Here is a 15,133-nt window from a genome sequence, read left to right on the forward strand (position 1 = left end):
GGAAAATCTATGGACCCATTCATGCAGGCAGCCATTGATGAGGCCCGCCAAGGCCTGGCCGAAGGCGGTATACCCATCGGTTCAGTGATTGTTCACGATGGCAAGATTATCGGCCGTGGACATAACCGTCGTGTCCAGCAAGGCAGTGCCATCAAGCATGGCGAAATGGATGCGTTGGAGAACGCCGGCCGGCAGCCGGCCAGGGTCTATCGTGAAGCGGTGCTCTACACCACGCTGTCGCCCTGTGCAATGTGCAGCGGGGCGATTCTGCTGTATGGCATCGGCAAGGTAATCGTCGGCGAAAACCAGACCTTCATGGGTGAAGAGCAACTGCTGCGAGCCCGCGGCGTGCAGGTCGAGGTGCTGAGTGACAGCACTTGCGAACACCTGATGCGCGACTTCATTGCTCGTCATCCGCAACTGTGGAATGAAGATATCGGCGAGTAGCCCCTGCCAGTGTCAGCTTGGTCAGATCACTCTGGTCGCCACGCCGAACAAGGCCACACCCCGCAGCACGCCGTCTTGTTCATCCAGCTTAAGCGGCGCGGTGCCGCCTGGCATCCTGACGTGCACGGCGCCGCCTTGTACCAGCCCGGCAGCCCAGGCCGCGCAGGCCACGGCGCTGGCGCTGGTGCCGGAAGATGCCGTGGGGCCTTCGCCGCGCTCGAACACTCGTGCTTCCAATTGTCCCGGTTCGCTCAGGCAGGCCCATTGCAGGTTGACCCCGGCCGGGCAGGGCTCACCGGCACCCAACTCGCCGGCGGCAAAGGCGATCCGGGTCAACGGTTGGTTCAGCGCTGGCTCATGCAGTGCAGCAAACGTCGGCAGTTGAGCGGCATCAGCCAACAGGGTGACGCAATGTGGATTGCCGACCCGCACGAACACGCTGTGCGCCCACGCAGGATTGACGGTGGCCAGAGGCGGCACCCGGTTGACCGGGCGATCATTGAAGCGGCTGGCTTGCACGGCAGTCTCGAGCGCGGCCACCGCCTGTGGCCCGAACTGCGGCGTACCAAGGTCCAGCCAGAAGCCTCGAACCCCATCCAGGGTGGCGGGCTCAATGGCGGTTTCCAGCGGCGCTGGCCCAGCGTCATGATGCACGCGCAAGGTAAATGGCTGCAGCGTTGCCAGGCCGCTCTCGGTCAGTGCCTGGGCAAAGATGGTCAGGCCGTTGCCGCTGCGTTCGGCCAGGGTGGCGTCGGTATTGACGATTAATACATCAAAGGGGGCCTGGCCGCTAAACGGACCGATCAGCAAGCCGTCGCTGCAGTGCGCTTTGGCGCCGGGTGGCGCCGTTCCTTCGGGCCAGGCACACACCGCAGCGATGGCGGCCGCAGCCCAGTGTGAGCGCCGCCGTGCGGCGTCGGCGGCGTCATCGGTGATTGCTACACCCAGGCGGCGTAGCTGATCGGGTGTGGTCACGGCGTAACGGTTACCGCGGGCGTCAAAGATTCTTGTCATGATCGTGCCTGGTAAATGGAATACCGTGCATTCTGCACTGTCTGAGGCTTGGAACGATGCTAATCTCGGCAATTGTTAGGTTGCGCAGCCCAAGTGCGCGCAGCACGGAGACTGGAGCGAGGGATGCAGCTACAACGGCGCAACAATATAAGAGTGATTGGCGAGGGCCCCGTTACCCTGATCTTTGGCCACGGGTTTGGCTGCGACCAGCGGATGTGGCGCTTCGTGGCGCCGAGCTTCAGTGATCGCTACCGGGTCGTGGCCTACGACCTGGTGGGCAGCGGTGGTTCGGACCTGTCCGCGTATTTCCAGCATAAATACGAGCGGCTCGACGGCTATGCCCAGGACCTGCTGGAGATTATCGAGCAGTTCGGCCAGGGGCCGGTGGTGCTGGTCGGTCATTCGGTCAGTGCGATGATCGGTGTGCTTGCCGACCGCCTCAAGCCGGGCTTGGTCAGTGCGCACATCATGGTCGGGCCGTCACCGCGGTATATCGATGATCAAGGCTACGTCGGCGGTTTCAGCCGCGCTGACATCGATTCACTGCTCGACACCCTCGACAGCAATTACCTGGGCTGGTCGAGCACCATGGCGCCGTCGATCATGGGCGCGCCGGACCAGCCGGAGCTGGGCGAGGAACTGGCCAGCAGCTTTTGCCGCACCGACCCCGACATTGCCCGGCATTTCGCCCGCGTGACGTTCATGTCCGACAACCGCGAGGACGTTCAGGGCCTGACCACGCCAGCTTTGATTCTGCAATGCACTGACGACCTGATCGCCCCGGTCGAGGTCGGTGATTACCTGCATGCTGCCATGCCTGGCAGCACCCTGCGGCTGATCGAAAACATTGGCCACTGCCCACACATGAGTGCGCCGGCGGCCTGCATCGAGGCCATTGAGCAATTTCTCAAGCCCTATGGAAACACCCCGCATGCCGCCTGAGTCACTGCCTGACGCGCAAACCCTGTTCGACAATGCCCCCTGCGGTTTGCTGTTGACCTGCGGCAATGGCGAAATCGAGCGCGTCAACCAGACCTTCTGTCGCTGGGTCGGGCGCGAGCAGCAGGCGCTGCTCGGTCAGCGCTTTCAGAGCCTGCTGACCATGGGCGGCAAGATTTTTCACCAGACTCACTGGTTTCCGTTGCTGCAGATGCAGGGGTCGGTGGCCGAGGTCAAACTTGACCTGTTGCACACCGATGGCCGTCAGATACCGATGATGCTCAACGCCGTGCGCCGCGAGCATGGTGGCGTGTTCCATCACGAACTGGCGTTGTTCGTGGCTGAAGAACGTAATCAGTATGAGCGCGAGCTGCTCGCGGCCCGGCAGATGGCCGAAGAGCTGTTGCAGCAACAGCTCATGGCCCAGAAAGAGTTGACCTCGGCGCAGAACCGTCTGCGTCTGGCGCACGCCGAAGCGCAGATCCGCGCCAATTTTGCCGAGCAACTGGTCGGTATCGTCAGCCATGACCTGCGTAACCCGTTGACGGCCATCAAGATGGCGGCAGACCTGCTGCAACGCGGCAACTTCGACCAGCGCCAGCATCGGGTCATGGGCCACATATCCCACTCGGTGGACCGCGCCAGCCGCTTGATCGGCGATCTGCTGGACTTCACTCAGGCCAGGGTTGGCCAGGGGCTGGCGGTCAGTCTGCAGCCCATTGACCTGCATGCCGTGGTGGCGCGGTGCGTCGAAGATTTGCGGCTGGCCTTTCCCGATCGGCGCCTGGTGCATGTGCGCGAAGGCGAGGGGCTTTGCAATGCCGATGCCGACCGGTTGTTTCAGGTGGTCAGTAATCTGGTCGGCAATGCGGTGAGTTATGGTGACCCGCAAGGCGAGATCCGGGTTATCAGCGCATTTGGCGGCAAGGGTGGCAGCCTGGCGGTACATAACAGTGGTCAAGTGATTCCTGCCGAGCAGCTCGAAGAGCTGTTTGAACCATTGGTGCGCGGGGCGGCCAACGATGACAGCCGCAGTGTAGGGCTGGGGCTGTTTATTGTTCGGGAGATCATGCGCGCCCATCTGGGCGATGTATTGGCGCAGTCCAGTCTGGAGCACGGCACCACCTTTACCGCACGATTTCCCAGAGCCTTTTAGACCCGCACAGGTTCAAGCGGGCACTCCTGACCAGCCTTGTTACAAACTCTGTCAGCGCATTTCTTGCCCATCTGCCATAGCTGGTCGAACCTGAGGCCTGATCCGGTTTCCAAGGTTTGAACCCCTATTTTCAGGCAGGCAGATAATGACTCGCTTCTTGCAAGGCCTCGCCATTGCAGCGCTGCTGGCTGGCGGACCGCTGGCCCATGCGCAGCAGCCGCTCGGCGCTGGTGCCGACGGCAACCCTTACAACAGCCCGATCAAACGCGCCAACCCCAACAGTCGACAAGGCACGGTACCTGACACGCCGCGCCCCAATACCTCGCCCGTGGTGCGTCCGCCGACCCTGGAAAACGGCGGTATCCGCAATGGCCAGCCGACCCGTCAGCAGGCGCCGGTACGGCCCGCCGAGCAGCCCCGCTTCAACCCGCCCGAACGCGGTACTCCATCCCGATGATCTCTACGTTATGCATAAGGAAACGCCCATGTTGAGAAAAACCCTGATCGCGACATTTTGCGCCAGTGCGCTGGCTGGCCTGCCATTGGCCGTTTCAGCGGCCGAGGCGGCCAAACAGTACAAAAGCGAATTGGGCGCTGTGACCGTCACCCAGTTGGCCGAAGGGCTGGATCACCCTTGGGCATTGGCATTTTTGCCGGACCAGCAAGGCATTCTGGTGACTGAGCGTTCCGGCAACCTGTTGCTGCTGGGCGTTGATGGCAAGGCCGGTAAGCCGATCTCAGGCGTACCGCAAGTCTGGGCCAATGGGCAGGGCGGCTTGCTGGATGTGGTGTTGTCGCCGGACTTCGGCAAAGACCGGCTGGTGTATCTGGCGTACGCCGAGGGCGATGGCAAAAGCGCCGCTGAAGGCGACAAGGCGGGCACGGCAGTGGGGCGTGGACGGCTGTCGGCAGACCTGAGCCGTCTGGAAGATTTCAATGTGATCTTTCGTCAGCAACCCAAGCTGTCGGTAGGCAACCACTTCGGCGCGCGGCTGGTGTTCGACCGTGAAGGCTATCTGTTCATCGCACTGGGCGAGAATAACCAGCGGCCCACGGCCCAGGACCTCGACAAACTGCAAGGCAAGGTGGTGCGGATCTTCCCGGACGGCAAGGTCCCGGATGACAACCCCTTTGTTGGGAGCAAGGGCGCGCGGCCGGAAATCTGGAGCTATGGTCACCGTAACCCGCAAGGCGCCGCGTTCAATCCGTGGAATGGCACGGTATGGGTCAACGAACATGGGCCTAAAGGCGGTGACGAGATCAACATCGCCGAGCGCGGCCAGAACTTTGGCTGGCCGCTGGCAACCCACGGTATCAACTATTCGGGCCTGAAAATTCCTGAAGCCAAAGGTGAACTGGTCGAAGGTACGGTCAAGCCCTTGCATGTCTGGCAAGTGTCGCCGGGGGTCAGCGGCATGGTCTTTTACGATGGCGGGCGTTTCAAGGCGTGGGATCACAGCGTATTCATCGGCGCACTGGCAACCGAAGAGCTGATTCGCCTGAAGGTTGAAGATGGCCGTATTGTTGATGAAGAACGGCTGCTCAAAGAACGCAAGGAGCGGATCCGCGACGTACGTCAGGGGCCGGATGGTTATCTGTATGTGCTGACCGATGACGGCAACGGAAAGTTGCTCAAAGTCGGCCTGGAATAATCGCGGGTAGTTGCGTAGGAAATAGCTGCGTAGGAAATAATTAGCGGCTCAATCCGCCCTGGCGTTTGCCAGCGTTGATTGAGCCGCTTGGTATCAGATTCAGGAATCAACGATCCTGTTTGTCGAGCAGCACTTCACCGGTCTTGGCATCGACATGGAAGTCCCACTCGGTACCCTGGGTATTGCGCAGTTCGATTTCGTAGACATAACGGCCGCCCTGCTGCTCCAGCTCGGTGTCATGGATGGTGAAGCCAGGGTGCTTGTCCAGCGCCTGCTTGTTGAACTTCTGCAAGTCGCCGATGGTGCCGGCTTTTTGCAGGTCGGCAAGCTGATCAGGGCGAACATCGGCCTGGGCCATGCCGGCAGCGGCGCTCAGAGTTACAGCAGCAAACAGGGCAGGGATGAATTTTTTCATGATCAATTTCCTTTCAGTGTGGAATCTGGGGTTATAGAGCGGTTAACAACCGAGGGGTTCAGTTGTTTTGTTGAAGCCAGATTAACCACCCATACTTAATTCACCCTTAAAACCTGAAGACAGAGAGGGGGCACTCGTTTATTGAAAAGACGGCCTCTCAGGGTTGTAAAAGTTCCGCCATAAACGTACAAAGTCGCCCCCCGCCCAATCCTGGAGTTGCCCCTTCATGAGTACGCCACACCGACTGGCCTGGCCCTTGCTGCCACTGAGCCTGGCCGTCGCCTCTGCGTTGCAGGCTGCCGAGCCCGTGAATCTTGACGCTGTGCAGATCAGGGACGTGGCTGACCAGCCGGGTGCCGAGGGTTACCAGGCCCGCCGCGCTGCCGTTACCGCCGCTGCTGATACGCCGCTGCTCGATACGCCTGCCTCGGTGGCGGTGTTCACTCAAGCGTTGCTGGAGGATCGCCAGGCCCGCTTGCTCAGCGAAGTGCTGCGCAACGACGCCTCGGTGGGCGAAGCCTATGCGCCGGTGGGCTACTACGAAAACTTCCTGGTCCGGGGCTTTTCGCTCAATGCCGGCAACAGTTATCGCATCAATGGCCGCAGCATTGCCGGCGAGCAGAACGTGGCGCTGGAGAATAAACAGCAAGTTGAGTTGCTCAAGGGCGTCTCCGGTCTGCAAGGTGGGGTGGCCGAGCCGGGTGGGGTTATCAACTATCAGACCAAACGCGCTGCCGATGTGCGTTCGGTAACCGTCGCCACCAATGAGCACGGTGAGCGTTACATTGCGACTGACGTCGGTGGCTGGTTCGGTAGCGAGCGGCAGTTCGGCCTGCGCGCCAATCTGGCTCATGAAGATATTCGCTCATATGTTGAACACGCTGACGGCCAGCGCGACTTCGCCTCACTGGCCTTCGACTGGAACATCAACGAGCGCGCCACGTTGCAACTCGATGCGGAGTATCAGACTCGCGAGCAACGTTCGGTGCCGGGCTATCAGTTGCTCGGCGGCAGCGAGCTGCCGCATGACGCGTCGCCCCGCAAGCGGCTGGGCCATCAGAGCTGGTCCAACCCGGTGGGCATCGACTCGCTGAACCTCAATGGGCGCTTCGAGTACCGCTTCAATGAGAGCTGGACCGGTAGCCTCAGTGCCTCGCGCAGCCGGGTGGTGATTGACGACTACAGCTCGTTCGCCTGGGGGTGCTATGGCGCTGCCAGTTGCGCCGGGCAAGCAGTGCCCAATTACTTCAGCGCTGAAGGCGACTACGACATCTACGATTTCCGCAGCCCCGATGACACCCGGCGTAACGACGAGGTTGAAGCGGCGCTGGCCGGGCGCTTTGCCACTGGCTCGCTGGAGCACGAGCTGACCATCGGCACCAGTGCCTTGCGGCGCACCGTCGATACCCGTGGCACATTCAACGAGTGGGTTGGCAGCGGTGACATCAATCAGACCCCGGACACGGTGACGCAGGCTGACAAGCTGCTGCCACACACTGAGCGTCGCCTCGACAGCCGCCAGTACGGGGTGTTCTTCACCGACCGGATTCGCTTCGACGACCACTGGCAGCTGGTGGCCGGTGGTCGCCAGGTGTATCTGAACGAACAGGCGTGGCGTGAAGACGGCAGCGACCTGCGCCATACCCGGCGCTCGTTGTTCCTGCCGCAGGCCGCGCTGATCTATAAACCACTGGCAAACCTGTCGCTGTACACCAGCTACAGCAAAGGCCTGAGCCTGGGCGGCACGGCGGCGTGGTTCAGTAACAACGCCGGTGAAATCCTCGCTCCGAGTGTGTCGCGGCAACTGGAAGCGGGGATCAAGTACGACCTGCAGCGCATGAGCCTGACTGCCGCGCTGTTCCAGATTCGTAAGGCCTATCAGTACTCGCAGCCGCAGGCCGACGGCACCTTCACCTATGTAGAGCAGGGTCAGCAGAAGAACCTTGGCCTTGAGCTGGGCGCCACCGGTCATCTCACCGAGCGGTTGCAGATTGCCGCCAGCGTCGCGGCGATTAGGGCGCGGGTCGAGGGCAGCGGCACCGAGGCCTATGAGGGGCATCAGGCGCTGAACGTACCCAAATACCGCGCCAGCCTGCAGGCCGACTACGCCTTGCCAATCCCGGGCCTGGCGCTGCTTGGCGGCATGCAATACAGCGCCAGCAAATTCGCTGACCGCCAGGGCCAGGTCAACGTCAACGACTATGCCTTGTTCAATGTCGGCGGCCGTTACAGCACCCGCCTGAGCGGCTACGACACCGTCTGGCGACTCTCGGTCGATAACCTGTTCGACAAGCGCTACTGGCGTGATGTGGGCGAGTACCTGGGCGACGACTACCTGTTCCCCGGCGCACCCCGCACCGCCCGATTGTCCGCGACGGTCAATTTCTGAGGCATTGCAGTCGCCAGCAGAGCTGCCTGTCACGGGCAGTATTTAATTCATTGATATATAGGCTTGTTTCGTAGGAGTGGCTTCAGCCGCGAATGCTTCGCCGCTTAAGCGGCTCCTACGATTCCCGCTTCTGTTACGTCACAGTGCCGAGGCGGCAACTGCTGGATGGCTCATGTCATTGTGCTGTCATTTTTTGGTCATATTCGGCTGGTTAACTGCGCCAGCACAGGGAGGTGCGCATTATCCAATGCTGCGCAGGCTGATCGCTGACGCAGTTCACGCTGTCGAGTGCCTGCCCACATGTACAAATCTCTCAAGCTGCAGATCCTCACCCTGCTTGGCGCCAGCCTGGCGTTGTTGCTGGTGATTGCCCTGGCCTGTTTTTACCTATTGTCGAATAACGTGCGCGACTATCGCGGTCTGCTGGATGGCCCGTTGCGGGCGTCGCAACTTATCGACGAGGCCAATCTGCAGTTCAAGATTCAGGTCCAGGAATGGAAAAACGTGTTGCTGCGCGGCAAGGCAGTGGCCGAGCGTGACAAGTACTGGAACCAGTTCGAAGCTCAGGAACGTCAGGTGCAACTGATTCTTGGCCAGCTTGCTCAGTGGCAGTCTATCGACAGCGGTATCCGCAGCCAGGTCGAGCGCTTGCGTGAAGAGCATCGCAATCTGGGCAGTGCCTATCGCAAGGGGCGTGATGCCTTCATTGCCGCCGGTGGCGACCCGGTCGCCGGGGATCTGGCGGTCAAGGGCGTGGACCGGGCCGCCAGTGAACAAATGAGCGCGCTGGTGGATAGCTTGCGCCAGCACAGCCAGAAACAGTCGCAAAGCCTTAGCGAGGCCGCCAGCAGCACGATCCTTTGGGGCGTGTTGATTATGTTGGCCTCGGCGCTGTTGGTGGGCCTGGTGACCCAGTGGATGGTCAGTCGCAATATTGCCGGCCCGGTACGCAAGCTCATCGACTATGTAGCGCAATTGAGTGAAGGCAGGTTCACCGAACGCGCCCGTGTCGAGCGCAAGGACGAATTGGGCCGCCTGGCCACGGCCGCCAACCTGCTGCGCGATTTTCTCGCGCAGACCATTACCAGCCTCAAGCAGGACAGTCAGGACCTGGACGGCGCGAGCATCCAGCTCAAGTCCATCGCCGCGGTGATGGCGCAAGGTACCCGCGAGCAATTTGATCGCACCGATCAGGTGGCGACCGCGATGCACGAGATGTCCGCGACGGCCCAGCAAGTTGCCCGCCACGCCGCCGAAGCGGCCAATGCCGCCGACGACGCTGACCGGTGTTCCCAGGAAGGTGAGCACGTCATGGCCGCGACCATTGAAACGATCAACCAGATGCGCACCGAAGTGGCTAACACGGCCGAGGTGATTCGCCGCCTGGAGAGTGACAGCGAGCGGATTGGCAAGGTCCTGGAGGTGATCCGCAGCATTGCCGAACAGACCAACCTGCTGGCCCTCAACGCCGCTATCGAAGCCGCTCGCGCCGGTGAGCAGGGCCGTGGCTTTGCCGTGGTCGCTGACGAGGTACGGACCCTCGCCCAGCGCACGGCGGCATCTACTGCCGAGATCAATCAGATCATCAGTTCGGTACAGACTGGCGCAATCAATGCCGCGCAAGCCATCGAAAACGGCCAGGCGCGCAGCCAGGAAAGTGTCGAGCAGGTCGCCCGGGCGAGCGATTCGCTGCACCGCATCACCGTGGCAGTGGAAGCGATCCGCGACATGAACCGGCAGATCGCTACGGCCGCTGAAGAGCAGACCTCCGTGGCCGAGGATATCTCGCGCAATCTCACGCAAATCAGTGCCATTGCGACCGTCAACCAGGACAACATCCAGCGCACCCAGGCTTCCAGCGATGATCTGCATGCGCTGTCACTGGACTTGAACAAGGTCATCGCCGGGCTGGCGGCATGATCTTGCGGTTTTGCCCGTAGCGTCGGGTTGTCGGTGCTGTAGCAGTTTGTAGCGCGCTCTGATGGGGCACTTTTGCTATTCTTCGCGCGCTTTCAAACTGTCACATACCGGGAGTGCCCATGACGGCCACTGCACGACCACGTCCGAAGCCATTTTCCCGCGCTGACTATCGGACCCTGGGCCTTGCCGCACTGGGCGGGGCTCTGGAGATCTACGATTTCATCATATTCGTATTCTTCGCCCTGACCCTCAGCCAGCTGTTCTTTCCGCCGGACATGCCCGAGTGGCTGCGCTTGTTGCAAAGCTTCGGCATTTTCGTCACCGGCTATCTGGCGCGACCGCTGGGCGGCATCCTGATGGCCCACTTTGCCGATCGGCTGGGACGCAAGCGGGTATTCAGCCTGAGCATCCTGATGATGGCCCTGCCATGTCTGCTCATCGGTCTGATGCCCACCTACGCGCAAATCGGTTTCTGGGCTCCGCTGCTGTTGCTGGCGCTGCGGGTGATGCAGGGCGCGGCGGTGGGGGGCGAGGTGCCGAGTGCCTGGGTGTTTGTCGCCGAGCACGCGCCAGCCGGGCATCGCGGCTATGCGCTGGGTGTGCTGCAGGCCGGGCTGACCTTCGGTTACCTACTGGGCGCGCTGACCGCGACCTGGCTGGCGCGGGTGTATACCCCGCAGGAAATCCTCGATTACGCCTGGCGTATTCCGTTTCTGCTCGGTGGCGTATTCGGTGTAGTGGGGGTGTGGCTGCGCCGCTGGCTCAGCGAAACCCCGGTATTCATGGCCTTGCATGCCCAGAAAGAAGACATGCAGCGCCTGCCGTTGGGCCAGGTGTTGCGTGAGCATCGAGCGTCGCTGCTGCCGGCGGCGCTGCTTACCTGTGTGCTGACCTCGGCGGTGGTGGTGCTGGTGGTTATCACCCCGACGGTGATGCAGCAGCGTTTCGGCTTCAGTGCCCGTGAAACCTTTGCCCTCAGTGCCTGGGGCATTGTGTTCCTGAACATCGGTTGTGTGCTGGCCGGCATGCTGGTCGACCGTATCGGTGCCTGGCGCTGCGTGTTGCTGTACAGCCTGCTGCTGCCGCTGGGGATCGGTATGCTGTACGCCAGCCTGATCCTGCAGTGGCTGGCGCCTGGCATCGCCTATGCGCTGGCCGGCCTGGCCTGTGGCATCGTCGGGGTCGTGCCGTCGGTGATGGTCGGGCTGTTCCCGGCCCGCATCCGGGTTTCGGGCATCTCTTTTACCTACAACATCGCCTATGCATTGTGGGCCAGTGTCACGCCGTTGCTGTTGATCGGCCTGATGCCCGTAAGCCCGTGGGTCTGCGTGGTCTACTGCCTGGTGATGGGCGCGGTGGGCCTGCTGACCGCTACCTGGTTTGCTGCCCGCCACGATCTGGGTTGTGACCAGCCCTGCCTGGGCAAGTGATGTTCCAGGCTGACAGCCGGGCAAACAACCGGCTGTCAGCTTTCACTGCAAGCGTCTACGCTGGATGTACATGAACCCGAGCCGGATCCGGCAGGAGTTGTTTCATGAACATCGAGAATCAGGACCCCCTCATCCCGGACCAGATCCGCACGTTGCTGGAAAACTGGTCGCTGGCCGTACGCAACAAAGACCTCGACGCGATCATGGCGGCATACCACCCCGATGTGGTCGCTTTCGACGCCATCATCGAGCTGCAATTCAAAGGGCGCGATGCCTATAGCAAGCACTGGGCACACTGTCTGAACCTGTGCCCGGGCGAGATGCTGTTCGAACAACGTGATCTGGTGGTGCAGGGGGCGGGCAACGTGGCGTTCGCTCACTGGCTCAATCACTGCGGTGCCACGGATGCCAACGGCGTCATCCAGGGGGCATGGATGCGTGGCAGCGCCGGTTACCTGCGCACCCCCGATGGCTGGAAAATCGTCCATGAGCACTTCTCGGCGCCTTTTGATATGGCCAGTGGCAAGGCGCTGTTTGACCTGCAACCCTGAGCTGGCCTGTGCCAGAGGAGAGACCAAATGAGCGTCAAAGCCATCCCCGAGGACTTTCATACCGTCACCGTCTACCTGGGCGTGCACGATGGTAATGCTGCAATTGATTTCTATAAGCGAGCGTTCAATGCCCGTGAGGAGTTCCGGCTGGACCGTCCCGACGGCAGGGTCGGCCACGCCGAGCTGTATATCGGGGATACGCGCATCATGCTGTCGGAACCCTGCGATGAGGGTGCTCTGAGCAGTCCGGTGCTGACGCCAACCGCTGATTGTTCGCACAAGGCCACGGTAGGCCTGCATCTCTATGTGGATAATGTGGATTTGACCTATGAGCTGGTTACCGACGAGGAGGACGTGGTGGTGGTGAGCGGCCTCAAGGATCAGTTCTATGGTGACCGGTCGTTCACGTTGTGCGATCCCTTTGGCCATCTGTGGTTCATTTCCAGCCACAAGGAAGACGTCAGCGCCGAAGAAATCAAGGCCCGTGCCCAGCGGCTGTTTCAGGGGCATGACCGGGAGCTTTGACGGATCCAATTGTAACAGCTGATTGTAATTAGCCAGGCGCAAGTTTATCTTGCGCCTGATTCGTTTTTGTAGCCGTATTGCCATCAGTTTCTTTGATGGGCGTACCGCTGTGGGCTGGATAGTTGGTTGTGTGGGATTTAAGTTTTGGAGGGGTTATATATGTCTTTAAGGTTTGTAGGAGTTTTCTACTTCGTTAACTTAAAGCGAATTCTCTTCGTTTTTTATCGGGTCGGCAGGTGCAGGCCGTGAAATATCTGTCTCTGTCATTTACCGCGTGAATCGCTGGATGAAAATAGTCAAAGCAAGAAGCGTCCTACGCGCTCCGTCATGAATCATGTAATAACGAGAGGAACCTCCATGTGCATGACCAGCAGGGAACGACAGGTTCTCGGGTTGCTGCTGCAAGGACGAACCAACAAGGAAATCGCCGAGCAGCTCAGCATCAGCGGCTATACCGTACGCGACCATGTCTCGTCGTTGCTGCGCAAGAGCCGGGTAAAAAGCCGTACCCAACTTATTGCCTGTCATTTATGGGCTCCACTGAACTGACCCCCTACATCTGTCGGATTGTTTTCGTCGGCGAACATTACATAATTGCCTTCATGCTTGTATTGCCACTGTTTGATTGCTGCATGCTCGTGGGGAGCGAGGCGGCATCACAGGCAAGCAGGCTCCACTTATGAGTCAGTGTTGTTCTGTGCCTATCAAAAAGACTGCTCTTGCCTGACGTCTTAAAGTTGTTGTGCAGAAAAGCCTGTGGAGCGTGTAAGAAAAGTCGGCAGACAAAGGTCAGCCACCCTGATAACGATAGGGCACCTCTAAAAACCTGGGCGAAGTAGCCAGCGCAGCGATGGCAACGCAGGTCGTTTTTAGAGGTGCCCGGATAAGGAGTCCATTCAATGGCAGCATGTTGTGAGTACCGCTCTGAACAAAATGAACAAGCGGACCGGCAAACGGTGATGATGTCCGAGGCCGATTGCCGACTGGCCTATGCAGCGCTGGCACGACAGCAGGCCATGCTGTCGTCCGTCCATCTCGTCCAGTTGCATGACTGTCTGTTGGGCCCCAGAGGGTTGTTTGCGCTGTTGGTCCGGGAGCTGGAAGAAATGGGGCGGTTGGCGCCCCTGCTCGAAGACGTGGCGGCCCTGGCCAACCGCGAACTGCGCACTCAGGCTGACAAGGCACTGTGCTTCGTCATGGGCCATCATCGCTGGCGTAACGTGTCGCCCAATCCTTTTCGGGCGATGAGCCGCGAACGGCTGTGTTGCCTGGTGTACGACGACACTGCTGGCTACACCCTGATCGAGCGCTACGCCGCGCTGCTGACCCTGCGCCAGCTCGACAGCCAGTTTTTCACCCGGCTGATCGACACCACTCGCAAGAGTGTGGAGCGGCGCGTAGTCTTCCAGGGCTTGCTGGAACATCATGATGCCTTGCTGCCGGTCGAGCGTTGCGTTTACCCGGATAATTACCGTGCATCGCAGCAACAGCATCTGGAGCGTGAACTGCAGCTGTATGGCGATTTGACGCTCAGTCAGCCGCTCAGTGTGATGGTGGCCCGCTACAGTACGGCGACCCTGCTGAAAAAGCTCGGGGTGCGTCAGACGCCGAGAGTCAGGCCCTGAAAATCAGCGCGGGTGCACGGCGCACTGACGACCCGGTTGCGCCCGGTGCTCTTGGCGCCGTATAGCGCCTTGTCGGCTTCATTGAGCCAGCTCGCGGCATCGACGATGTGCTGTTCATAGGGCGCAACACCGATGCTCAGGCTGATTCTGAGTTCAGGCAGCAGTGCATCGACCTGGTTTTCGACGATCTGACGCAGACGTTCCAGAATACCCACCGCCAGATCGAGGTCGGTATTGGGCAGGATTACACAGAGCTCGTCACCGCCATAGCGACCTGCCAGGTCGCTGGCGCGGATGTTGTCACGCAATGCCTGGCTCAGCGCCTTGAGCACCGAGTCGCCGACGATATGCCCGTACCGGTCATTGATGGTCTTGAAGTGATCAATGTCGATCAATGCCACACAGCAGGCGCGATTGAGCGTCTGGCTGCGGGTGAACTCCACCTGCAGGAGGTCTTTCCAGGTGCCATGGTTGATCAGCCCGGTCAGGCTGTCGGTGCGGCTCAAACGGCTGAGTACGTGTTTGTGCTCGCTGAGCTTGAGCGCCACCTTGTAGCCCATCCAGCCGATGAACGCAGGATAGATCACCAGCAATGGCAGGCAGGCGTAGATTTCCTCGGGCGTGCTGGCCAGCTGGATTTGCGGGGTAAACAGGACAAAGCCCAGCACAGCGCCCAGCAAATTGGCCTGTAAGCCTTGCCAAAGCAGGCGCAGGCCGTTGGCGGCGATATTCTGCATGGCCATCATGGCCAGTATGGCGACGCTCGGCAGCGCACTGAAGCCCATCAGGGCCACCCAGATACCGCCGGCAAACGAGTCGCCGAGCATGTTCTGCAGTTCGGCCTTGTAGGGGTTGCTACTGCGTCGGGCGCGCTGGTAAGCCAGGTGTGGCCAGACCCAGGCATGCATCACCAGCATGGCCCAGATCCAGTGCATCCACGGCAACGGGTACAGCGCGACCGCCACGCAAACCGATCCGACACTCAGGCCGATGGTGCGTGGCAAATAAATGCGTTTGGCAAAGGACAGGCCTCGGCCGTTCTGTTCCCCATCGTGGTGTGGCATCACTTC

The 15,133-nt window shown here is 60.5% G+C and carries 15 protein-coding genes; 12 read left to right on the top strand and 3 right to left on the bottom strand.

Translation table 11 applies throughout. The features are described from left to right. Positions 1-9 precede the first annotated feature (9 nt). Positions 10-447 carry a nucleoside deaminase gene (locus NJC40_RS14550; RefSeq protein ID WP_253140067.1) on the top strand — a complete coding sequence of 146 codons (438 nt, stop codon included), beginning with the start codon at positions 10-12 and terminating at the stop codon, positions 445-447. Between the two features lie 21 nt (positions 448-468). On the opposite strand, the gene NJC40_RS14555 is transcribed toward NJC40_RS14550, so the two are convergent. After that, on the bottom strand, positions 469-1,461 hold the full coding sequence (locus tag NJC40_RS14555; RefSeq protein ID WP_253140068.1) for a diaminopimelate epimerase: 993 nt from the start codon (positions 1,459-1,461) through the stop codon (positions 469-471). A gap of 123 nt (positions 1,462-1,584) precedes the next feature. On the opposite strand from NJC40_RS14555, the gene NJC40_RS14560 reads away from it, so the two are divergent. The 4 genes from NJC40_RS14560 (at position 1,585) to NJC40_RS14575 (ending at position 5,208) form a co-directional block, all read left to right on the top strand. Next, positions 1,585-2,403 (top strand): alpha/beta fold hydrolase, encoded by an 819-nt coding sequence (locus tag NJC40_RS14560; protein ID WP_253140069.1) that lies wholly within the window; start codon positions 1,585-1,587, stop codon positions 2,401-2,403. Then, a complete protein-coding gene (locus tag NJC40_RS14565) occupies positions 2,393-3,556 on the top strand; it encodes a PAS domain-containing sensor histidine kinase (RefSeq protein ID WP_253140070.1) in 1,164 nt (387 codons plus the stop codon). The genes NJC40_RS14560 and NJC40_RS14565 overlap by 11 nt, the downstream gene beginning before the upstream one ends. Before the next feature lie 145 nt (positions 3,557-3,701). Then, positions 3,702-4,013, top strand: a complete 312-nt coding sequence (locus tag NJC40_RS14570; RefSeq protein WP_045489212.1) for a hypothetical protein — start codon at positions 3,702-3,704, stop codon at positions 4,011-4,013. Positions 4,014-4,041: 28 nt separating this feature from the next. Continuing rightward, positions 4,042-5,208, top strand: coding sequence for a PQQ-dependent sugar dehydrogenase (locus NJC40_RS14575; protein ID WP_253115465.1), 1,167 nt, complete (start codon positions 4,042-4,044; stop codon positions 5,206-5,208). Between the two features lie 106 nt (positions 5,209-5,314). On the opposite strand, the gene NJC40_RS14580 is transcribed toward NJC40_RS14575, so the two are convergent. Next, positions 5,315-5,623, bottom strand: coding sequence for a PepSY domain-containing protein (locus NJC40_RS14580; RefSeq protein ID WP_045489216.1), 309 nt, complete (start codon positions 5,621-5,623; stop codon positions 5,315-5,317). 226 nt (positions 5,624-5,849) lie between these two features. On the opposite strand from NJC40_RS14580, the gene NJC40_RS14585 reads away from it, so the two are divergent. The 7 genes from NJC40_RS14585 (at position 5,850) to NJC40_RS14615 (ending at position 14,063) form a co-directional block, all read left to right on the top strand. Continuing rightward, positions 5,850-8,012, top strand: coding sequence for a TonB-dependent siderophore receptor (locus NJC40_RS14585; protein WP_253140071.1), 2,163 nt, complete (start codon positions 5,850-5,852; stop codon positions 8,010-8,012). A 300-nt stretch (positions 8,013-8,312) separates the two neighbouring features. After that, positions 8,313-9,932: a methyl-accepting chemotaxis protein gene (locus NJC40_RS14590; RefSeq protein ID WP_253140072.1), complete on the top strand. Its 1,620-nt coding sequence runs from the start codon at positions 8,313-8,315 to the stop codon at positions 9,930-9,932. A gap of 119 nt (positions 9,933-10,051) precedes the next feature. Next, positions 10,052-11,362, top strand: a complete 1,311-nt coding sequence (locus NJC40_RS14595; RefSeq protein WP_045489222.1) for an MFS transporter — start codon at positions 10,052-10,054, stop codon at positions 11,360-11,362. 104 nt (positions 11,363-11,466) lie between these two features. Further along, positions 11,467-11,913 carry a YybH family protein gene (locus tag NJC40_RS14600; RefSeq protein ID WP_253140073.1) on the top strand — a complete coding sequence of 149 codons (447 nt, stop codon included), beginning with the start codon at positions 11,467-11,469 and terminating at the stop codon, positions 11,911-11,913. A gap of 27 nt (positions 11,914-11,940) precedes the next feature. After that, positions 11,941-12,438: a VOC family protein gene (locus NJC40_RS14605; RefSeq protein WP_253140074.1), complete on the top strand. Its 498-nt coding sequence runs from the start codon at positions 11,941-11,943 to the stop codon at positions 12,436-12,438. A gap of 327 nt (positions 12,439-12,765) precedes the next feature. Then, positions 12,766-12,987 (top strand): response regulator transcription factor, encoded by a 222-nt coding sequence (locus NJC40_RS14610; RefSeq protein WP_045489231.1) that lies wholly within the window; start codon positions 12,766-12,768, stop codon positions 12,985-12,987. Positions 12,988-13,337: 350 nt separating this feature from the next. After that, positions 13,338-14,063: a hypothetical protein gene (locus tag NJC40_RS14615; protein ID WP_253140075.1), complete on the top strand. Its 726-nt coding sequence runs from the start codon at positions 13,338-13,340 to the stop codon at positions 14,061-14,063. Here the strand turns inward: NJC40_RS14615 and NJC40_RS14620 are convergent. Further along, a complete protein-coding gene (locus NJC40_RS14620) occupies positions 14,039-15,127 on the bottom strand; it encodes a diguanylate cyclase (RefSeq protein ID WP_253140076.1) in 1,089 nt (362 codons plus the stop codon). The genes NJC40_RS14615 and NJC40_RS14620 overlap by 25 nt on opposite strands. Positions 15,128-15,133: the final 6 nt, after the last annotated feature.

It is taken from the genome of Pseudomonas sp. 21LCFQ02, from assembly GCF_024129895.2.
In the GTDB taxonomy this organism is placed as follows: Bacteria; Pseudomonadota; Gammaproteobacteria; order Pseudomonadales; family Pseudomonadaceae; genus Aquipseudomonas.